Below are 20,310 nucleotides of genomic sequence, written 5' to 3' on the forward strand. Positions count from 1 at the left end.
ATCCCATGCGCGTCTGGTTCAACCGTAGCTTCTCGTCCGTCCATACCGCGATCGACCTGATCCGCCAGGCCGATACCGGAGAACGCTTCACGATCATCCACAGCAATCCGAATCCGAAGTCGCCCGTCGCCCGGGTGGCGCACGCATTCCACCTCGAACCGACCGGCCTCGCTACGCCTGAATACATCGACTGGTGCGTCGCCTTCTGCCGCGAGCACCAGGTCGAGATCTTCGTTCCGGGACGCGAAGCGACGGCGATCGCCGGCGTTCATGCGCGTTTCGAAGAAGTCGGCACCCGCGTATTGAGCGCGGCGTCGGAAGCATCCCTTCAGCTCATCCACGACAAGGCACGCTTCTACGCCGAGACCGACCTGCCCGTCGCCCCGGTCGCCGAGTTCCGCCATTTCGAGGATGCCGCCGGTTTCGAAGCCGCCTGGGACCTGCTGCGCCGGCGCCACGCCAAGCTGTGCGTCAAACCCTCGCACTCGATCTACGGGCTCGGTTTCGCCGTGCTCGACGAAACGAGGAACAGCGCCGAACTGCTGATGGCCGGCGCCGAATACCACGTCTCGCTGGCGGATTTCCGCGCCGGCCTTGCCCGCCTCGGGGGCTTTCGCAGCATGCTGCTGATGGAATACCTGGACGGACGAGAATACAGCGTCGACTGCGTGGGAGACGCAGGCCGCCTGGTGACCGCCGTGGTGCGCCGCAAATCGAACCAGGCCGGCGCCGGCCAGCGCATCGACCAGAGACAGGACATCCTCGACGCCACCGCCCAGCTGTGCCGTACCCATGGCCTGAACGGCATCTTCAATGTCCAGTTCCGCGAAGCGGCCGGCAAACCGCGCCTCCTGGAGATCAACCCGCGCATGTCGGGCGGGATCGGCATGGCCTGCGTGGCCGGCCCCAACCTGCCGTATATCGCCCTGCGCGGTTTCGCGGACGGCTTCGATGCGGTCGACGTGACGCCGGTCCGCAATGGCATCCGCGTGGCCGAACTGGCGCGCGCCGTGGAGCTGGTGTGAACGCCCGCAACGACGTTTTGCCGCTACGCGTGACGCAGCAGCTGCCGACCGGCCTGCTCGAAGTCGAACTGCATGCAGGCGCCGACGAACTCGATGCCCTGCTCGGCTTTGCCGCGCGCGCCAACGCCAAGCGCGGTTTTCTCTTCGTGAGCAAGGTGCTCGGCAAGCATTGGCCGGTACGCCCGGGCCGCATGCTGGCCATCCACGAGCGCCTCGCCGCCGGCGTCCCCGATGCGCCCGGCCCGGTACTGTTCATCGCGATGGCGGAAACCGGCCTCGGTCTCGGCCAGGGCGTCTTTGAGGCCTGGCTGCGCGCGCACCCGGGACAACAGGCGCTGTTCCTGCAGACGACGCGCTACCGCGTCGGCACCGGCCCCATCATCGAATTCGAGGAAGCGCACAGCCACGCGCCGCGCCAGTTCCTGCACATGCCCGACGGCGCGCAGGAACAGGCGCTGTTGAAAAGCGCGCGCACCATCGTGCTGGTCGACGACGAGGCCAGCACCGGCAACACCTTCCTGAATTTAACGCAAGCCTGCCGGCGCCTGAATCCCGCTTTGGAACGCGTGCACCTGGCGGTGCTGGCCAATTTCATGGGAGCAGAGGCGACGGATGTCCTGAGCGCGCGTTTCGGGCTGCCGACGACGATGGGCGCCCTGATCGCCGGCGCTTACCGGTTTACCCCGGCCGACTGCCCTGTGGACGCGGCGCCGGCCCAGCGCTACGACGCACAGGCCGAACGCGGCGCGAGTACCGCCTTTGGCCGCCTGGGTCTCGCCCGCGCCCTGCGCACGCCCGACAGGCTGGCGCGCGACCTGGCCGCGACCATTGCGCCGCAAGATCGCGTGCTGGTGCTCGGTACCGGCGAATTCATGCACCCCTCGACCCTGCTCGGCGCCGCGCTGGAGCGGCTCGGCGTCGATGTCGTCGTGCAGTCGACCACGCGCTCGCCCATCCTCACCTGGGGCGCCATCGGGCACGCCCTCGGTCTACCCGACAACTACGGCGAAGGCATCCCGAATTTTATTTACAACGTCGCGCCCGGCCAGTACGACCACGTGCTGGTCTGCCACGAGACGCCGGCGGGCGAGGCCTTGCCCGGCTTTGCGCGCCTGTTGAATGCCCGCCTGTTCCACTACCATGCCGAGGACGATGTTGAAGAAGTTCCTGTTCGCTGACCTGGACGACACCCTGTTCCAGACGCTGGAAAAATGCGCCGTACGCGATGCGCTCGAGCCGGCCGCGTACTACAGCAATGGCAGCATTTGCTCGTACACCACGCCTGCCCAACGTGCCTTTTTCAGCTTTGTCAGCGAGGGCATGACGGTGATCCCGACCACGGCGCGCAGCCTGGACGCCTTCAGCCGTGTGCACCTCGGTTTTAGCAGTTATGCCGTGCTGAATTTCGGCGGCATCATCCTGCAGCCCGATGGCGGCATCGAGCGCGACTGGCAGGGCCGCATGCACGGCCTCATGCTGGCCGCCCTGCCCGGCCTGCAGGAACTCTCCGCGCACATCGATGACTGGTGCGCACGCACCGGTTACGGCGGCCGCGCGCGCCTGGTGGAAGACGCAGGCACCCCGTTCTTCATCGTCGTCAAAGATCCGGACAAGGTCGCGCTGAACCTGGAGCGTGTCGAGCGCGAGGTCGTCCTGCCCTGGATCGCCGGCGAGGGCAAGGCCTACTGCGTCCACCGCAACGGCAACAACCTGGCAGTGCTGCCGCGCACCCTGGACAAGGCCGATGCAGTGGCCTGGATCACCGAACGCCTGCGCCGCGAGCATGGAGAGATCGTCACCTTCGGCATGGGCGACAGCCGATCCGATGCGCGTTTCATGGCCGACTGCGACTATGCGATCATCCCGCGCCGCACCCAGCTGGCGAAGCTGACGGTGGAGACGCTGTGAGCCTCTCCCTGGGCTTCGCGGGCAGCTATCGCGAGGGCGACGTGCGCTTCCTGCTCACGCGCCTGCCGGCCGCCGATTTCGTCGACGTCAAGGCGAAGGAGGCGCTGATCCAGGCAGGAAAGCGCCACTACAGCGAGATGCTGTCGCCCGAACGTGCTCCTTCTCCGCGCTATATGGCGCTGTTCGAAGAAGCTTGCCGCATGAACGGCGAACGCATGGCACGCGACTGCCTGCACCTGGCAGGCCTGATCGCGGCGCGGCGCAACGGGGCGGTCACGCTGGTGTCGCTGGTGCGTGGCGGCACGCCGGTCGGCGTCGTCTTGAAACGCCTGCTGGCCAAGGTGTTCGGGCGCGAAACAGTCCACTATTCGGTCTCGATCGTGCGCGACCGCGGCATCGATGCCAATGCGCTGCGCCACATCCTCGCGCACGGCCACGCGCCCGAATCGATCGTTTTTATTGACGGCTGGACCGGCAAGGGCGTGATCGCACGCGAACTGGCAAGCGCGGTCGCCCGCTTCAATGCGCAGCACGGCGTGGCGCTCGACCCCGGTTTATATGTGCTGTCCGACCTGGCCGGCGCCGCCTTTGTCGCGGCCTCCTGCGAGGATTATCTGATCCCGTCGAGCATCCTGAATGCGACGGTGTCTGGCCTGATCAGCCGCTCGGTGCTCAACGAGGCGATCGGCCCGGACGATTTTCATGGCTGCGTGCTGTACGAACAATTCGCGGGCGAGGACCGTTCGCGCAGCTTTGTCGACCTGATCGAAAGCCTGGCGCTGGAACAGGCGCGCACCGACGGTCCGGTGATTGCTGCCGACACCGACGCCGCCGCCGCCCGCTCCCAGGCGTATATCGAACAGGTCCGGCAGCGCTACGGCATCGAGGACGTCAATCTGATTAAGCCCGGCATCGGCGAAGCGACGCGGGTGCTGTTGCGCCGCGTGCCGCGCCTGTTGCTGCTGCGCGATGCGCACTCGCCTGCCGTGGCGCACCTGCGCCTGCTGGCCGAAGAAAAACACGTGCCGGTCGAGATCGACCCGGCACTGCCCTACCAAGCTGTTTCCCTGATCAGGAGTGCGTCGGATGCATAAATCGATGGGCGCGTCGCTGTACGTGCCGGCCAACCATAAACACCTGCTCAGCATCGCTAACGGAGAAAAGCTGCCGGACGCGCGCTCGCTGATCTTCTGCACCGAGGATTCGGTGGCGGACCGCGACCTGGGCTGGGCGCTGTTCAACCTGTCGGTGGTGCTCGAACACATGCGGCCCGATGTCGCGGTGGAGCGCTTCGTGCGCGTGCGCAGTCCCGAAGTGCTGGCGCGCGTGCTGGCGATGAAGGGCGCGCATAAACTGACCGGCTTCGTGATCCCGAAAGCGACCCGCCAGAATTTCGAGGCCTACTACCGCCAGGTGCGCGATACGGACCACATGCTGATGCCGACGCTGGAAACGGCGGAGGTGTTCAGCGAGCGCGAGATGGAAGCCTTCCGCGACCTGTTGCAGTCGCCCGGCGTGCGTGGCCGCATCCTGGCGCTGCGCATCGGCGGCAACGATTTACTGGCCCTGCTCGGCCTGCGCCGCCCGCGCAACATGACGCTCTACCGTACCCCGCTCGGCCCCGTCATCGCGCGCCTGGTGACGATCTTCCGCCCACACGGCTTCGTGCTCACCGCTCCCGTGTTCGAGCACCTCGACCTGCCGGAGCTGCTGGCGCAGGAGGTCGGCGAGGACATCGCCTACGGCATGGTCGGCAAGACGGCGATCCACCCGAGCCAGATCCTGCCGATCGAAGAGCACTACAAGGTGAAACCGCAGGACCTGGCGGCAGCACACGCGATCCTCGACGAGAACAGCCCGGCCGTCTTCAAGATGCACGACTCGATGTGCGAAGTCGCCACGCACCGCGCCTGGGCCGAGCGCATGGTCGCGCAATCGCACCTGTTCGGCGCCCATGGAGCCAACGTATTGAATATCGAAAGGGAAGGCAGATGAACGTTTTTTCACGCGGCCAGAAAGGCAAGCTGACGGACCTCGGCGTCGGCAGCAGTTTTAGCGTCGACCTCGACGTCAACGCACCGGGCTTCGCCGTCGACGTTTCCTGCTTTGGACTGGACAACGCCGACAAACTGGCGGACGACCGCTACATGGTCTTTTATAACCAGCTGGCCAGCCCCGGCGAAGCGGTGCGCCTGACCCTGGGCAGCCCGGCGCGCTTCAGCGTCAACCTCGACGCATTGCCGCCATCGATCGCCAAGCTCGTCTTTGTGGCCGCGATCGACGGCGCCCAGACCATGCGTGCCCTGGGCAGCAGCAGCCTCACCCTGGGCGGTGCCCTGCGCTTTCCGTGGTCGGGCGCCGACTTCGGCGACGAGAAGGCGGTCATCGTGGCCGAGATCTACCGGAGAGATGGCCAGTGGCGCTTCGGCGCCGTCGGCCAGGGTTTCAATGGCGGCCTGTCGGCGCTATTGAAACACTTTGGTGGGACCGAGGCAGCGCCGGTGCGCGGCGCTGCGCCCGCATCTCTCCAACCTGCGCCGGCCGCCCCCAAAATCTCGCTCTCGAAAGTCACGCTGGAGAAGCGCGGCGACAAGGTCTCGCTCGACAAGCGCGCCGGTGCCGGCTTCGGCCGCATCCACGTCAACCTGAACTGGAACCGCTCGGGGATGGCGTCGGCCCCGCCGCCGCAGGCGCCCCAAAAAGGCGGCCTGCTCGGCCGCCTGAGCGGGGTCGTGAACGACGCGATGGCAAATAAACGGCGCTCCGGCGGCATCGACCTCGACCTCGGTTGCATGTTCGAGCTGAGCGACGGCCGCAAGGGCCTGGTGCAGGCGCTCGGCAATGCCTGGGGCGACTACGAGCGCGCGCCATTCATCAAACTCGACGCCGACGACCGCACTGGCGCTTCCACCAATGGCGAAAACCTGTTCATCAACGGCGACCAGTTCGCCCAGATCCGGCGCGCCATCATTTTTTCGTTCATTTACGAGGGCGTCCCGAACTGGTCGGCCACCGATGGCGTGGTCACGATCGCGGTGCCGAACCAGGCGCCGATCGAGGTGCGCCTCGATGGCGGCGGCAACCAGATGATGTGCGCGATCGCCATGATCGAGAACCAGGGCGGCCAGCTGCAGGTAACGAAGATGACCGACTATTTCGAGCAGCAGGGCCAGACCAGCGCGCACGAGATGATGGACCGGCGGTTCAACTTCGGGCTGCGCTGGAAGACGGGCAGAAAGGATTGACGCTGCCCGGCATGCCGGCACCCCTTCCAGGGTGGCGGCATGGCCGGACTATTTGTTACCGGATTGCTTGTTACCTGGCTGCGCGGCTGGCTGGGCCGGATGGCCCTGCGCGTTGCCGCGGAACAGGGCCTCTCCTGCCGACTGCATGCTGGCCGCTACGCCCTCGCGTGCATCCTGCGCGCTCGCCTTGGCGCGGAAGGCGCCGTTGGCCTGCGCCGCCGCCTCTTTCTGGAACGGATCGCGGAACTGCTTCAGGAAGTCCTCCTTCTGACGCGTGTTCTGCTCGCTCGCTTCCGTGGCGGCACGGGTCACCTCGTCCGACAGCGCATGCGCGGTACGCGAGGTTTCCTCTCCATGCTGCTGGGTTACCCGCGCGAGCTCGACCTGGGAATCGGCCGTCACGCGCGAGAGGTGCTGCTGGTAGGCACGCAGCTTGTCGGCTGCCGGCTGGGCACTGGAGGCGGCAGCGCCAAACGCGTCGCTGACGTTCTTGCTGGCCAGCATGCGCTGGCCGGCGCCCATGCTTTCTTCCAGCATGGTCCGGCTGAGCTTGAGGTTGGCGTCGCAAATACTCTGGAAAGTACCCGACAGCGAGGTCGACAGGTCGTTGAAGAAGGCGAGCTGGGAATCGAGATAGGAACGTAGAACCGGATTGACAGGTTGGGAGAATGGAAACATGGTGTACCTTTTCAGTGTTGAGCCGCAAAGGATGCGGTCACATGAGCAATGAGGAGCGGGGGTGCCCGGTGCGGGCGAAGGGGAAAACAGCAGGCTGCTGCTTGAATGCAGGATCACGAAGGGACCGTGCGAACAAAGGACACTATGCGCCATTTATCGCGAGGATAGGACAAAATACCAAAAGTATTTACGCGCCTTAAAATCGGGCAATGTTTCGCCATGGCGTACGCAGGGGCGTACTGCCGGCGGAATGACGCGCTCAGCGCGTCGATGCGCGGGGTAGCGGTGGCGCTCCCTCCCATGCAAGGCCCGATAACTTGTCGGTGTGCGCCATCTCGTCGCCATAGCGATAGGCCGGGCCTGGATCGTCGAAGCCGGTATCGTAGGCGTCCGGATAGCGCGCAGGGTGACCGTCGTCGGGATGCTCGTTGCCCAGATCGATCCTGCCCCAGCCGTGAAGCACGGCATCGTTGAATCTGTCCCAGGGCGGCAGTTCCCCCCATGGCGCAATGACCAGCTTGCCTTCCGGTCTGCCGCCTGCGCGGTCCAGCGGCGCATCCGGCATTGGAAACCATCCCTGGCTTGCGGCGCAGCGGGCCGGTCCGTCCCGGCAATACCGAAGCGTCCGACGAGCGCGGTGGCGCGGTCTGCTTCCATGTCCGCCCCGGTCGTCAGCGTGAGCACGTGGCTGCGCGCTGCCTCGTCCGCCGTACTGCCCTTACCGGCCTGTCCCGCCGGAACAGCAAGGGAAAGCGCCACGTCCGCACGTGTAAATCCGGCAGCAAGCAATTTGTTCAGCGCATGCTGTGCAGCGCCGCGGTCGTCAAAAACCGCCGTCAAGGCGTGTCTCATGGTGTTCTCCCGGTGGCATCGTTGGAAGCTGCGGTTGCCGACGATTCCGGAGGCGTGACGCGATCGTGCTTGCGATTTCCGGTAAAAATCTTCGTACCGTATCTGGTATTGCCCGCATCGCGCGAGCTGTAGCGGTCGAGCCCGCCTTTGGTCAGGACCTTCTTGCTCGTGAGCGACGCTGTCTGACAAGAAAGTTAAATCGCGCAAGAAGCAATTGGCATTTCAGTATAGTCCGCAGGCGCGCACTATGCTGAACTAATGCGAGCGTCTGGCAAAGGTGAACTTGCCTGTGCTTCGCACGCGCTCGTCCGGGCAAGGCACGGCGCGGAAGGCGGTATCGGGAGGATGAGGGGACGCCAGTCGGATCTGCTGATGCATCGAAGAGACGCATTCGCCATGCGTAAACGGAATCGGGGCCGGGAAAGTTCGCCAGTTGGCGGCCCTTCCCGGCCCCGATTTTTATTTCAGCCCGCGAATTGCTCCGCGTCGGCTTCAATGATTACTGCAGCTTGATTTCGACATCGACGCCAGCTGGCAGGTCCAGCTTCATCAGTGCGTCGACGGTCTTGTCGGTTGGGTCCACGATGTCCATCAGACGCTGGTGCGTACGGATCTCGAACTGGTCGCGCGAGGTCTTGTTGACGTGCGGCGAACGCAGGACGTCAAAACGCTGGATACGGGTCGGCAGTGGAACTGGGCCCTTGACGACGGCGCCGGTGCGCTTGGCGGTGTCGACGATTTCCAGTGCGGACTGGTCGATCAGCTTGTAGTCGAACGCTTTCAGGCGGATACGGATTTTTTGATTTGCGGACATGCGATTTCCTTGGAAAAGAGCGAACCGGTTTTAGGACCGGCAATGATTTGTCAGGTACTACGTGCTGCAAAGGAGCGAGAGTATATCACTCTTCTTCCTTAAACAGAGGGGGCAGAATCGAGATTCTGCCCCCTCTTGTTGTGCCGGCGGAACGAACCGCCGGCAAATCAAAGCTTGATTAGGCGATGATCTTGGCAACGACGCCGGCGCCGACGGTACGGCCGCCTTCGCGGATTGCGAAGCGCAGGCCTTCTTCCATCGCGATCGGGTTGATCAGCTTGACGGTGATCGACACGTTATCGCCTGGCATGACCATTTCCTTGTCCGCTGGCAGCTCGATCGAGCCGGTCACGTCGGTGGTACGGAAGTAGAACTGCGGACGGTAGTTGTTGAAGAACGGGGTGTGACGGCCGCCTTCATCTTTCGACAGAACGTAGATCTCGCCGGTGAAGTGGTTGTGCGGCTTGATCGAGCCCGGCTTGGCCAGAACCTGACCACGCTGGACGTCTTCACGCTTGGTGCCGCGCAGCAGCAGACCGACGTTGTCGCCAGCCTGACCCTGGTCCAGCAGCTTGCGGAACATTTCCACGCCGGTGCAGGTCGTCTTGACGGTGTCGATGATGCCGACGATTTCGATCTCTTCGCCGACCTTGATGATGCCGCGCTCGACACGACCGGTGACGACGGTGCCGCGACCCGAGATCGAGAACACGTCTTCGACTGGCATCAGGAAGGCGCCGTCAACAGCGCGCTCTGGCGTCGGGATGTAGGTGTCCAGGGCATCGGCCAGACGGATGATGCACTCTTCGCCCATTTCGCCTGGCTGGCCTTCCAGCGCCATACGTGCCGAACCCTTGATGATCGGCAGGTCGTCGCCTGGGAACTCGTACTTCGACAGAAGCTCACGCACTTCCATTTCGACCAGTTCCAGCAGTTCTGCGTCGTCGACCAGGTCGCACTTGTTCAGGAACACGATGATGTAAGGAACGCCAACCTGACGCGCCAGCAGGATGTGCTCGCGGGTCTGTGGCATCGGGCCGTCAGCGGCCGAGCACACCAGGATCGCGCCGTCCATCTGGGCGGCACCGGTAATCATGTTCTTGATGTAGTCGGCGTGGCCTGGGCAGTCGACGTGCGCGTAGTGGCGCGCGGCGGTTTCGTACTCGACGTGCGCGGTGTTGATGGTGATGCCGCGTGCCTTCTCTTCCGGAGCTGCATCGATCTGGTCGTATGCTTTCGCTTCGCCGCCGAACTTCTTCGACAGGACGGTTGCGATTGCTGCGGTCAGCGTGGTCTTGCCGTGGTCAACGTGTCCGATGGTACCGACGTTGACGTGCGGCTTGGTCCGCTCGAATTTACCTTTTGCCATTTTGATCTTCCTTTAAAAGAACGATTTATTTGTGTTTTGTTGGCTCTGATGGCGACGTTCACGTCTCCATCAGAGCGTATTACTTTAATTACTTATTACTTCGACTTGGCAGTGACGATCGCGTCGATCACGTGCTTAGGCGCTTCCGAATAGTGCTTGAATTCCATCGTGTAGGTTGCACGGCCTTGGGTCGCCGAACGCAGCGAGGTCGAGTAACCAAACATTTCCGACAGAGGCACTTCGGCTTTGATGATCTTGCCACCGCCGCCTGGGATTTCGTCCATGCCCTGCACCATGCCGCGGCGGGACGACAGGTCGCCCATCACGGAACCGGCGTAGTCTTCCGGCGTTTCCACTTCCACGGCCATCATTGGCTCGAGGATGACTGGCGATGCTTTGCGGCAGCCGTCCTTGAATGCCATCGAACCGGCCATACGGAACGCGTTCTCGTTCGAGTCGACGTCGTGGTACGAACCGAAGGTGACGGTGACTTTCACGTCGACGACCGGGTAACCAGCCAGCACGCCGGCGGTCAGGGTCTCGCGCACACCTTTTTCGACCGCAGGGATGTATTCGCGAGGAATCACACCGCCCTTGATGGCGTCGACGAACTCGAAGCCCTTGCCCGGCTCTTGCGGCTCGATGGTCAGGACTGCGTGACCGTACTGGCCGCGACCACCCGACTGCTTGACGAACTTGCCTTCGACGTCCGACACCGACTTGCGGATCGTTTCGCGGTAGGCAACCTGTGGCTTGCCGACGGTGGCTTCGACGCCGAATTCGCGCTTCATGCGGTCAACGATAATTTCCAGGTGCAGCTCGCCCATACCACCGATGATGGTCTGGCCCGACTCTTCGTCGGTACGCACGCGGAACGACGGATCTTCCTGTGCCAGGCGGTTCAGGGCCAGGCCCATCTTTTCCTGGTCGGCCTTGGTCTTCGGCTCGACAGCCTGCTGAATGACCGGCTCAGGGAAGACCATCTTTTCCAGCGTGATGATCGACGAAGGATCGCACAGGGTTTCGCCCGTGGTCGCTTCTTTCAGGCCGACTGCAGCGGCGATGTCGCCGGCGCGGACTTCCTTGATTTCTTCGCGCTGGTTCGCGTGCATCTGCAGAATACGACCCAGGCGTTCCTTCTTGCCCTTGACCGGGTTGTAGACGGTGTCGCCCGAATTGACCATGCCCGAGTAGACGCGGAAGAAGATCAGCTGGCCGACGAACGGGTCGGTCATGATCTTGAATGCCAGCGCCGAGAATTTCTCGTCGTCGGCAGCGCGGCGGGTGGTCGGCTGGTCGTCTTCGTCCGTGCCGCCGACTGGTGGAATGTCCACTGGCGATGGCAGGTATTCGATGACGGCGTCGAGCATGGCTTGCACGCCCTTGTTCTTGAACGCGGTGCCGCACATCATCGGGACGATTTCCGACGCGATGGTACGCTGGCGCAGGGCTGCCTTGATGTCGGCTTCCGACAGGTCGCCTTCTTCCAGGTACTTGTTCATCAGCTCTTCGGTCGCTTCAGCAGCGGTCTCGACCAGCTTCTCGCGCCATTCGTTGGCTTGATCAACCAGTTCGGCCGGGATGTCGCGGTAGTCGAACTTCATGCCTTGCGAAGCGTCGTCCCAGATGATTGCTTTCATCTTGACCAGGTCGACCACGCCCAGGAAGTTCTCTTCCGCGCCGATCGGGATCTGCAGAGGGATCGGGTTTGCCTTCAGGCGAGCGCGCATCTGCTCGTAGACCTTGAAGAAGTTCGCACCGGTACGGTCCATCTTGTTGACGAAGGCCAGACGTGGCACTTTGTACTTGTTAGCCTGGCGCCACACGGTTTCCGACTGTGGCTGCACGCCGCCGACTGCGCAGTAAACCATGCAGGCGCCGTCCAGCACGCGCATCGAGCGCTCGACTTCAATGGTGAAGTCGACGTGGCCCGGGGTGTCGATGATGTTGATGTGGTGCGGCTCGAAGTTGTTGGCCATACCCTTCCAGAAGCAGGTCGTCGCTGCCGAGGTAATGGTAATGCCGCGTTCCTGCTCCTGCTCCATCCAGTCCATGGTCGCGGCGCCGTCGTGCACTTCGCCGATCTTGTGGTTCACGCCGGTGTAGAACAGGACGCGTTCGGTGGTGGTGGTTTTACCAGCATCGATGTGAGCGGAGATACCGATATTGCGGTAGCGCTCAATGGGGGTCTTGCGTGCCATAATTTTTCCTAAATCTTTGAATGGACAAAACCGGGCGGCATCTTGTTATCAAAATGTGCCCGGCCTGAACAACAGATGCTGCTTTGTGCTTAGAAGCGGAAGTGCGAGAACGCCTTGTTCGCTTCAGCCATACGGTGCACTTCGTCACGACGCTTCATGGCGCCACCGCGCATTTCAGCCGCTTCCATCAGTTCACCGCCGAGGCGTTGTGGCATGGATTTTTCGCTGCGCTTGTTTGCGGCTTCGCGCAACCAACGCATGGACAGCGCCATACGACGGACCGGACGAACTTCCACTGGCACCTGGTAGTTGGCGCCGCCGACGCGGCGGGATTTCACCTCGACCATCGGCTTGCAGTTGTTGATCGCGGCCGCGAACACTTCCAGCGGGTCCTTGCCCGATTTGGTCTGGATATGTTCAAACGCACCGTAGATGATGTTTTCAGCGACCGACTTCTTGCCGGACAACATCAGAACGTTGACGAACTTGGCGACATCCGTATTGCCGAATTTTGGATCTGGCAGGATCTCGCGCTTGGGTACTTCACGACGACGTGGCATTTCAATTCCTTCCTATCTTCAGTTGAGTGCTGATCCAGCACTCGCGAGGGCCATCATGACCACTCACTTACTCGACCTTACGGCCGGCTCAACTTAACTTTTAAATGTGACCCCGATGTGACCAGGACCGCAGAATATTACTTCTTGGCGCCGGCCTTGGCGCGCTTCGCACCGTACTTCGAGCGAGCTTGCTTACGGTCTTTCACGCCCTGGGTATCCAGTGCACCGCGGACCATGTGGTAACGCACACCCGGCAAGTCTTTCACACGACCGCCGCGCAGCAGGACAACGCTGTGCTCTTGCAGGTTGTGGCCTTCACCGCCGATGTACGAAATGACTTCGAAACCGTTGGTCAGGCGAACTTTGGCGACTTTACGCAGAGCCGAGTTAGGCTTCTTCGGGGTCGTGGTGTACACACGGGTGCAGACACCGCGCTTTTGCGGGCAGTTTTCAAGTGCCGGCGACTTGCTCTTCACAACCGCGGCAACGCGCGGCTTGCGAATCAGTTGATTGATGGTTGGCATCGTTCCTAATCCAACAAAGTACTACAGTTGATGACCCGAACATGAGGTCCGGGGACTGAAACCTAGTCCCGAATGACTACTAGCTACGGCGACGAAAGCCACTCACCGAAGGAGCGGCTGCGAATGCGTAAGCGATGTGCAGAATAAATCGAGAACTCGCGAGTATAGACTTGTCGCAATCTGCGGTCAACCGATTTGCTGATTTGATGGGCAGCCCCGCGGCCGAAGACGCAAACGGCTGTGGTAGTCCTGACACACAGAGCAGCGACTCCCTGCCTGCTTGGCGGCAGAGAAATCGCTTTTCCGGCCGCATTTCCTGCGCCAAAGGCCGGATAATAGCCGACCTTTATCGTCCCCGTTCTCCATGCGACCTTTGCTGCGCCCCGCCAACCTGACCCTCGTCCTCACTTACCTGGTGCTGTCGGTGGTGCCCCTGTTTCCGCTGGCGCTGGGCCTGCCCGTCACGCGCCCGGCCCAGCTGGCCGGCATGGCCGTGTTCGCCTGGATCGCCGTCTGGGCCCTGTTCAAGCGCCCGGCCTGGTTCCACTGGCTGTTGCTGCCGGCCTTTATCGCGCTGCCGGCCGAACTGTATTTGTATCTCTACTATGGCCAGGGCATCTCGACCCACCACCTGGGCATCATGGCCGAGACCAGCCCGATGGAGGCACTGGAATTCCTGGGCGCGCGTGCCTGGCTGCTGCTGGGCGTGATGGTGGGCGTGGTCGCCTGGTGGGCGGCGACCTGGCGCATCGCGCTGGCGACGCGCGACTTCGACTGGAACGACCGCTCGCGCCCGCTCGTGCTGGGTCTGCTGCTCGTCGCCCTCGCCCTGTTCGCCTACGGGCACAAAACGAATGTCGCCGCGGCCAAGGGGAGCGCCCCGTCCGCCTTCACCCTGCCGCGCCTGCCTTCCTGGGCGCAGCCGCCCTTCGACATCAAAGCCTTTGCCCAGTCCTGGCCCTTCGGCGTGGTGGCGCGCGGACTCGATTTTTACAAGGAACGGGTGTATCTGGCGGACCTGAACCGGAGAAGCGCCGCGTTCCGCTTCGGCGCCCGCCAGGCCGATCCGGCCCATTCTCCGGACGTGATCGTGATGGTGCTGGGAGAATCGGCGCGCTTCGACCGCTGGAGCCTGAACGGCTACGCACGCCCGACCAATCCGCTGCTGTCGCAGGAAGAAAATCTGGTGGCCCTGCAGGACCTGATCACCTCGGTCTCGGCCACGCGCCTGTCGGTGCCGGTCATCATTTCGCGCAAACCCGCGATGCAGAGTCTAAAGGACGGCTTTACCGAAAAATCCTTTATTACGGCCTTCAAGGAAGCGGGTTATAAAACCTTCTGGCTGTCGAACCAGATGTCCTTCGGTAAATTCGACACGCCGGTCTCCGTCTTCGCCAAGGAAGCGGACCAGGTCGAATTCCTGAACCTGGGCGGCTTCCGGGATAACTCGAATTACGACGAGGCGCTGCTCAAGCCTTTCGCGCGCGCGCTGGGCGACCCGGCCGCAAAAAAGCTGATCGTCCTGCACACCCTGGGCAGCCACTGGAATTACGCGCAGCGCTATCCGGCCCGCTTCGACCAGTGGAAACCTTCGCTGGCCGGAGTATTGAAACCGGTGGTCACCGATACCGCGATCAAGCCGCAGCTGAACAACAGCTACGACAATTCGATTTTATATACGGACTGGTTCCTGGCCCAGCTGATCGGCAACCTGAAAGTGTCGGACAAGGCGGCGGCGCTGATGTACGTGGCCGATCACGGCCAGACCCTGTTCGACGGCAGCTGCCGCCAGGTTTTCCATGGCCATAATACGCAGTACGAATTCCACGTGCCCGCCTTTGCCTGGTATTCGGACAGCTATGGCGCGCGCTTCCCCGACAAGGTCGCGCAACTGCGCGCGCACCGGCAAGCGCCCCTCTCTACCGAGAACGTGTTCCATACGCTGGTCGATTTGGGCGACATCCGCTATCCGGGCGAGACGCTGGACCGCAGCATCGCCAGCGCCCGGTTGAAGCGGCATACACGCTATGTCGACAGCTATGGCTGGACCGACTATGACAATGCCCGCATCAGGGGCGATTGCCACGAGGTGATCGACAAGGGAACGCCGCTGCCGCGCTCCAGATAGCGGCCGGGCGTTCAGGCCGACAGCTTCTGCATCTCGGCGTACAGGTCCGCCTTGCCTTCGAAGCCGATGCCGGGCAGGTCCGGCATGGTGATGTAGCCGTTGTCGACCCTGACCCCGTCCGGGAAACCACCGAAGGGCTGGAACAGGTCCGGATAGGACTCGTTGCCGCCCAGGCCCAGGCCGGCCGCGATATTCAGCGACATCTGGTGCCCGCCGTGCGGGATGCAGCGGCGCGGGGACCAGCCGTGCTCGCGCAGCATGTCGAGGGTACGCAGGTATTCGACCAGGCCGTACGACAGGGCGCAGTCGAACTGCAGCCAGTCGCGGTCGGCGCGCATGCCGCCGTAGCGGATCAGGTTGCGCGCGTCCTGCATCGAGAACAGGTCCTCGCCGGTCGCCATCGGATTCTTGTAGTAGTTGCGCAGGGTCGCCTGCAGCTCGAAGTCGAGCGGGTCACCCGGCTCTTCGTACCAGAACAGGTCGTACTGCGACAGCGCCTTGGCGTACTGGATCGCAGTATCGAGGTCGAAGCGGCCGTTGGCATCCACCGCCAGCTTCTGGCCGTCCTGCAGCACGGACAAGACGCTGTCGATGCGGCGCAGGTCCTCGTCGAGCGAGGCGCCGCCGATCTTCTTTTTCACCACGGTGTAGCCGCGGTCGATGTAGCTGCGCATCTCGTCCTTGAGCTTGTTGTGGTCCTGGCCCGGATAGTAATAGCCGCCGGCCGCGTAGACGAAGATCTTGCGCTCCGGCTGGCCGTTGCCGTAGCGGTCGGCCAGCAGCTGGAACAGGGGTTTGCCCTCGATTTTCGCCACCGCATCCCAGACCGCCATGTCGATGGTGCCGATGGCAACCGAGCGCTCGCCATGGCCGCCCGGCTTTTCGTTGGTGAACATGCAGTTCCAGATCTTGTGCGGGTCGAGGTTGGTCCCGGCATCGTCGACCAGAGACCCTGGCTCGGCTTCCATGATGCGCGGAATGAAACGCTCGCGCATCAGCTTGCCCTGGCCGTAACGGCCGTTCGAATTGAAGCCATAGCCGACCACCGGCTTGCCGTCCCTGACCACGTCGGTGATCACGGCGACCAGGCTCAGCGTCATCTTGCTGAAGTCGATATACGCATTCCGGATCGGCGAGCTGATGGGCAAAGTTTGTTCACGGATTTCTACGATTCTCACGGCTGTCTCCTGGTGTGGTCTGGGGCATGGAAAGCGATAGAGTAAATCGTGCGGACCGCCCTATAATTCACTTCAATTCAATTATTAACTGAACTAAAGTGAAGACTGAACCCACGTCGGACATGCGTTTCTTCGTGCTGGTCGCGCGCCTCGGCAGCCTGGCCGCGGCAGCGCGCGCGATCGACCTGACCCCGCCCGCGGCCACCAAGCGCCTCGCGGCCCTGGAAAGCCGGCTCGGCGTGCGTCTCTTGAACCGCAACACGCGCAGCGTCAGCCTGACGAGCGAGGGCGAGTCCTACCTGCGCCACGCGACGCGCATCCTGGCCGAGATCACGGAAATGGAAGACGAAGTGGCGCAGGGACGCGCCACGCCGCGCGGACTGCTGCGGGTGAACGCGACGCTGGGGTTCGGACGCACGACGATCGCGCCGCTGGTATCGCACTTTGCGGCGCGCTATCCGGAGGTGGAAGTGCAGATGGAAGTGACGGACCGGCCGGTCGACCTGGTGGAAAGCGGCTTCGACCTGGCGATCCGCTTCGGCGCGCTACCGGACAAACGCCTGAACGCGCGCCGCATCCTGTCGAACCGGCGCTTTCTATGTGCTTCGCCGGCCTACCTCGAGCGCCACGGCAGCCCGCGCAGCCTGGCCGAACTCGCCGATCACCGCTGCATCATCCACCGCCAGAACGACGATGCCTACGGGATCTGGCGCTTCCTGCAAGGGGACGACACCGAAGTCGTCAAGGTCCACAGCATGTTGTCAAGCAACGACGGCGACATTGTCCTCGGCTGGGCGCTGGACGGCCACGGCATCCTGATCCGCTCGGAATGGGACCTGGCCCGCTACCTCGACAGCGGCAGGCTCAGGATCGTGCTGCCCGAGTTCGCCCTGCCCGCGGCCGACCTGTTCGTCTACTACCCGAGCCAGAGAAACCAGACGCTCCGCGCGCGCGCCTTCATCGATTTCCTGGTCGAGCATTTCCAGGGGCCGCCAGAGCGGCCGGCGCGCGGCGCGAAGACAAAGCCGGGTTAACGAAAAAAGGCCAACTGCGTGCAGTTGGCCTTTTATTTTTTACCTTCGAACGACTCAGGCCTTGCGCTTGCGGCTGACGCCGAAGGCTGCGGCGCCCAGGCCCAGCAGCATCAGGGTTGCCGGTTCCGGCACATCGTTCTGGGCCGGACGTGCGATGACATTACCGGCCAGGTTCAGGGTCAGGTTATAGCCCGAGTACAGCGTGCTGGCCGCGTAGCTGCCCGACGGGGCCAGGTCCGCCAGGGTCAGCTGGTAGCTGGTGCTGTAGCTGCCCAGCTGGTTGGCCAGGAAGGAGGCCATGAAGGCCTGGCTGGCGCCTGCAGCGATGTTGCTGTAGGTGTTCAGGTTGGTCGAGAACATGCCGTTGCCGGTACCGGTCTGGTTCACGCCGGTCAATTTCAGGCCGACACGGTTACCAGCCCCGTTGAAGATCGAGAAAGCCTGGTCGCCGACGCTGTCGCCCAGGTAGACCGAACCGAAGTCCAGGTTCAGGGTCAGTGCCGACTTACCGTCGAACGATTGCGCTGCGTGCAGCAGGTATTCGTAGGTTGCGCTCAGTTTGCCGGTCCAGTTGACGGTCGAGGTCGTGGTCGCCTCGCTTGGGAAGCTGTTCGCCGTCGTCTCTGCCGACAGCGCTGCCGTCTGCGTCACGCCAAAGGTGCCGCTGCCGGCGTACGCATCCAGTGCGCTCGAAGCGACCGAGAAATTGTAATTCGCCGTTTGCGTCGCGGCGCCGTCGGAACAGGCATCTTTCCGTTTCGCTGCACAGGAATCGATCTTGGTGAGCGAGCTCGAGGTGGTCGGCGCACCCGTCACCACGGCCTTGACCGTGCTGCTGCCGGAGCCCGATGCGGTTTCACTGCCGTTGTTCGAACCGGCCGTCGTGCCGGCCGAGGTGACCGCCGTCGTCTGCTTGTGTACGGACTCCGTGAGATTCACCGTTACGCCGGTCAGGACACCGGTGTTGGGGTTGAATTTGGCGACCTGGGTGGTGCCGAGGGTCGGCGACGAAGTGGTAGGACCATTGGTCGTTGCGCCAGCAGCGAGCTTGTCCGTCACGGAGCCGGACAGATCGAAGCCGACGGCAGCGGTGGTGGTCGAGTTCGGAATGACGGCGGCATGTGCAAACATCGGGGCCGACAGCATGGCGCCAAAGGCGGTGATCAGGGTGGAACGCAGCAGGTTTTTCGACATGGTTCGCTTTCAGTAGGTTTGGACGCGTCCGTATGAATGTCGGACTTTTCAGTTACCCATGCTGAGTTAGCAATTACCGTGCCTGTATTGCAACTTATTGATCCATAAGGAAATAAAATAGCCGGTCGTCAATACGAAGACCGGCTTGTAAAGTTTCTCGACAATAATATTTGTTGCAAAAATGATTTCGATTGTTAAATTCAGAAACCCGTTTCTTTGTGTTCAGCAGGCAGCCAGCTTGACGCGCTCGACTTCCAGGCCGAACAGCGGGCGCAGGCGCGTCCCGAACACGTTGCCGGCAAACGCAGCGACCAGCCACAGCCAGCCGTGCAGGCTGCCCGAGACGATGCCGCTGAAATAGGCGCCGATGTTGCAGCCATAGGCCAGGCGCGCGCCGAAGCCGAGCATCAGGCCGCCGACGACCGCCGCAATGAAGGAGCGCAGCGGCAGGCGCCAGACCGGAGCATAGCGGCCGGCCAGCGCCGCCGCCAGCATCGCGCCGAGCACGATGCCGAGGTCCATCATCGAGGTCACGTCATGCGAGACCGGCGCCGCCAGCGCGGCGGCATTCGCCTTGGTCGACCAGTAGGCCCAGCTCGGCGTGTCGATGCCGATCAGCGCCGCGCCCTTCGCGCCCCACAGGGCAAAGGCCGAGGTCACGCCCCAGGGCCGGCCCGACAGCGCCAGCGTGGCGAAATTGAGCAGCACCAGCGCCAGCGCGCCTGCCACCAGCGGCCACGGGCCGCGCAGCCAGGGCGAACGCGGTGCGCGCTGCGCCTCCGGCACCACCAGCCGGCCGTGGCGGCGCTTTTCGACGACCACCGTGATGGCCGCGATCGCCGCGAACACGATCCAGTTGAGCAGCAGCGCCGGCGCCAGCCCCAGTGTCTTGACGAGGGAGATCGGCTGCAATTGCGGCAGCGAGGTCCAGAACGGCATGTAGGCGGTGGCGACCACGGAACCGACGATGAAGAAGAACAGGGTCACCAGCATGCGCGTGCTGCCGCCGCCGACCGTGTACAGGGTGCCGGAAGCGCAGCCGCCGCCGAGCTGCATGCCGACGCCGAAGATGAAGGCGCCGACGATCACCGAGGTGCCGGCCGGCGACACCAGGCCGGTGACCGGATTGCCGAACAGGCTGCCGTTGGCGAGCGCCGGGAAGAACAGCGCCACGCCGACGGCGAGCATCAGCATTTGCGCGCGCAGGCCGGCGCCGCGGCCGTCGGCGATGAAGACGCGCCAGGCGGAAGTAAAGCCGAAGGCGGCGTGGTACAGCGAGATGCCGAGCAGCGCGCCGACCACGAACAGGGCGGCGATCTTGGCGCTGACGGCCTGCGACAGGTACAGGGCGCCGAGCACGATCAGCAGGAGGGCGATACCGAGCGGGCGCGCATTGATGTCGGCGCGGCCCGGCAGGGACGAAGGAGTAGTAGCGATGGACATGGTGCAAGGGCCTGATGGCGGCCAGAAACGGAATGCACCATTTTCGCGCGTTTACGCTTTTTCTGCAGTTCCGCCCGCCGTTTGCGGATAGTCGCAAAACCCTGCGCGCCGAGCAGGGCATGCCCCTCCTCGGGACACGCGTAGCCAGGTTTCGAAT

Annotated in this window: 19 protein-coding genes; 9 read left to right on the top strand and 10 right to left on the bottom strand. The window is 63.2% G+C overall.

From position 1 onward, the window contains the following. Nucleotides 1–5: 5 nt before the first annotated feature. From LPB04_RS03945 to LPB04_RS03970, 6 genes are read left to right on the top strand one after another with little or no spacing between them, the layout of a single operon-like run. A complete protein-coding gene (locus tag LPB04_RS03945; protein ID WP_193687466.1) occupies nt 6–1,025 on the top strand; it encodes an ATP-grasp domain-containing protein in 1,020 nt (339 codons plus the stop codon). Further along, nucleotides 1,022–2,203 carry a phosphoribosyltransferase domain-containing protein gene (locus LPB04_RS03950; RefSeq protein ID WP_193687467.1) on the top strand — a complete coding sequence of 394 codons (1,182 nt, stop codon included), beginning with the start codon at nt 1,022–1,024 and terminating at the stop codon, nt 2,201–2,203. The genes LPB04_RS03945 and LPB04_RS03950 overlap by 4 nt, the downstream gene beginning before the upstream one ends. Continuing rightward, entirely contained in the window at nt 2,178–2,933 is a 756-nt protein-coding gene (locus LPB04_RS03955; protein ID WP_307727340.1) for an HAD family hydrolase, read from the top strand. Before LPB04_RS03950 ends, LPB04_RS03955 begins: the two co-directional genes overlap by 26 nt. After that, on the top strand, nt 2,930–4,027 hold the full coding sequence (locus tag LPB04_RS03960) for a cysteine protease StiP domain-containing protein (protein ID WP_227496608.1): 1,098 nt from the start codon (nt 2,930–2,932) through the stop codon (nt 4,025–4,027). The genes LPB04_RS03955 and LPB04_RS03960 overlap by 4 nt, the downstream gene beginning before the upstream one ends. Beyond that, nucleotides 4,020–4,928 carry an HpcH/HpaI aldolase/citrate lyase family protein gene (locus LPB04_RS03965; RefSeq protein ID WP_193687468.1) on the top strand — a complete coding sequence of 303 codons (909 nt, stop codon included), beginning with the start codon at nt 4,020–4,022 and terminating at the stop codon, nt 4,926–4,928. Before LPB04_RS03960 ends, LPB04_RS03965 begins: the two co-directional genes overlap by 8 nt. Continuing rightward, the gene (locus LPB04_RS03970) at nt 4,925–6,178 is read left to right on the top strand and encodes a TerD family protein (protein ID WP_193687469.1); all 1,254 of its coding nucleotides are present in this window, start codon (nt 4,925–4,927) and stop codon (nt 6,176–6,178) included. The genes LPB04_RS03965 and LPB04_RS03970 overlap by 4 nt, the downstream gene beginning before the upstream one ends. A gap of 48 nt (nt 6,179–6,226) precedes the next feature. Here the strand turns inward: LPB04_RS03970 and LPB04_RS03975 are convergent, their stop codons facing one another. Beyond that, on the bottom strand, nt 6,227–6,856 hold the full coding sequence (locus LPB04_RS03975; RefSeq protein ID WP_193687470.1) for a phasin family protein: 630 nt from the start codon (nt 6,854–6,856) through the stop codon (nt 6,227–6,229). 259 nt (nt 6,857–7,115) lie between these two features. After that, entirely contained in the window at nt 7,116–7,421 is a 306-nt protein-coding gene (locus LPB04_RS03980) for a hypothetical protein (protein ID WP_193687471.1), read from the bottom strand. Between LPB04_RS03980 and LPB04_RS03985 the strand changes: the two genes are divergently transcribed. Beyond that, on the top strand, nt 7,421–7,840 hold the full coding sequence (locus LPB04_RS03985) for a hypothetical protein (protein ID WP_193687472.1): 420 nt from the start codon (nt 7,421–7,423) through the stop codon (nt 7,838–7,840). The genes LPB04_RS03980 and LPB04_RS03985 overlap by 1 nt on opposite strands. 367 nt (nt 7,841–8,207) lie before the next feature. Here LPB04_RS03985 and rpsJ read toward each other — a convergent pair whose 3' ends face one another. The 5 genes from rpsJ to rpsL form a co-directional block, all read right to left on the bottom strand. Continuing rightward, complete coding sequence (rpsJ, locus tag LPB04_RS03990; protein WP_136219921.1) at nt 8,208–8,522, bottom strand: 30S ribosomal protein S10; 315 nt, start codon at nt 8,520–8,522, stop codon at nt 8,208–8,210. Between the two features lie 178 nt (nt 8,523–8,700). Next, nucleotides 8,701–9,891 carry an elongation factor Tu gene (gene tuf, locus LPB04_RS03995; protein WP_193687473.1) on the bottom strand — a complete coding sequence of 397 codons (1,191 nt, stop codon included), beginning with the start codon at nt 9,889–9,891 and terminating at the stop codon, nt 8,701–8,703. A gap of 95 nt (nt 9,892–9,986) precedes the next feature. After that, a complete protein-coding gene (gene fusA, locus LPB04_RS04000) occupies nt 9,987–12,092 on the bottom strand; it encodes an elongation factor G (RefSeq protein WP_193687474.1) in 2,106 nt (701 codons plus the stop codon). Nucleotides 12,093–12,181: 89 nt separating this feature from the next. Further along, on the bottom strand, nt 12,182–12,652 hold the full coding sequence (gene rpsG, locus LPB04_RS04005; RefSeq protein ID WP_056336784.1) for a 30S ribosomal protein S7: 471 nt from the start codon (nt 12,650–12,652) through the stop codon (nt 12,182–12,184). A gap of 137 nt (nt 12,653–12,789) precedes the next feature. After that, nucleotides 12,790–13,176 carry a 30S ribosomal protein S12 gene (gene rpsL / locus LPB04_RS04010; protein ID WP_056336781.1) on the bottom strand — a complete coding sequence of 129 codons (387 nt, stop codon included), beginning with the start codon at nt 13,174–13,176 and terminating at the stop codon, nt 12,790–12,792. Between the two features lie 364 nt (nt 13,177–13,540). On the opposite strand from rpsL, the gene LPB04_RS04015 reads away from it, so the two are divergent. Then, nucleotides 13,541–15,304, top strand: coding sequence for a phosphoethanolamine transferase (locus LPB04_RS04015; protein ID WP_193687475.1), 1,764 nt, complete (start codon nt 13,541–13,543; stop codon nt 15,302–15,304). Between the two features lie 11 nt (nt 15,305–15,315). Here the strand turns inward: LPB04_RS04015 and LPB04_RS04020 are convergent, their stop codons facing one another. Beyond that, the gene (locus LPB04_RS04020) at nt 15,316–16,482 is read right to left on the bottom strand and encodes a mandelate racemase/muconate lactonizing enzyme family protein (protein WP_193687476.1); all 1,167 of its coding nucleotides are present in this window, start codon (nt 16,480–16,482) and stop codon (nt 15,316–15,318) included. Nucleotides 16,483–16,580: 98 nt separating this feature from the next. Between LPB04_RS04020 and LPB04_RS04025 the strand changes: the two genes are divergently transcribed. After that, nucleotides 16,581–17,516: a LysR family transcriptional regulator gene (locus LPB04_RS04025; protein ID WP_193687477.1), complete on the top strand. Its 936-nt coding sequence runs from the start codon at nt 16,581–16,583 to the stop codon at nt 17,514–17,516. A gap of 54 nt (nt 17,517–17,570) precedes the next feature. On the opposite strand, the gene LPB04_RS04030 is transcribed toward LPB04_RS04025, so the two are convergent. Together LPB04_RS04030 and LPB04_RS04035 are read right to left on the bottom strand one after the other, a co-directional pair. Further along, nucleotides 17,571–18,710 carry a PEP-CTERM sorting domain-containing protein gene (locus tag LPB04_RS04030; protein ID WP_193687478.1) on the bottom strand — a complete coding sequence of 380 codons (1,140 nt, stop codon included), beginning with the start codon at nt 18,708–18,710 and terminating at the stop codon, nt 17,571–17,573. A 222-nt stretch (nt 18,711–18,932) separates the two neighbouring features. Then, the gene (locus LPB04_RS04035; RefSeq protein ID WP_193687479.1) at nt 18,933–20,153 is read right to left on the bottom strand and encodes a YeeE/YedE family protein; all 1,221 of its coding nucleotides are present in this window, start codon (nt 20,151–20,153) and stop codon (nt 18,933–18,935) included. Nucleotides 20,154–20,310 lie beyond the last annotated feature (157 nt).

The sequence above is a fragment of the Massilia litorea genome (assembly GCF_015101885.1).
In the GTDB taxonomy this organism is placed as follows: domain Bacteria; phylum Pseudomonadota; class Gammaproteobacteria; order Burkholderiales; family Burkholderiaceae_D; genus Telluria; species Telluria litorea.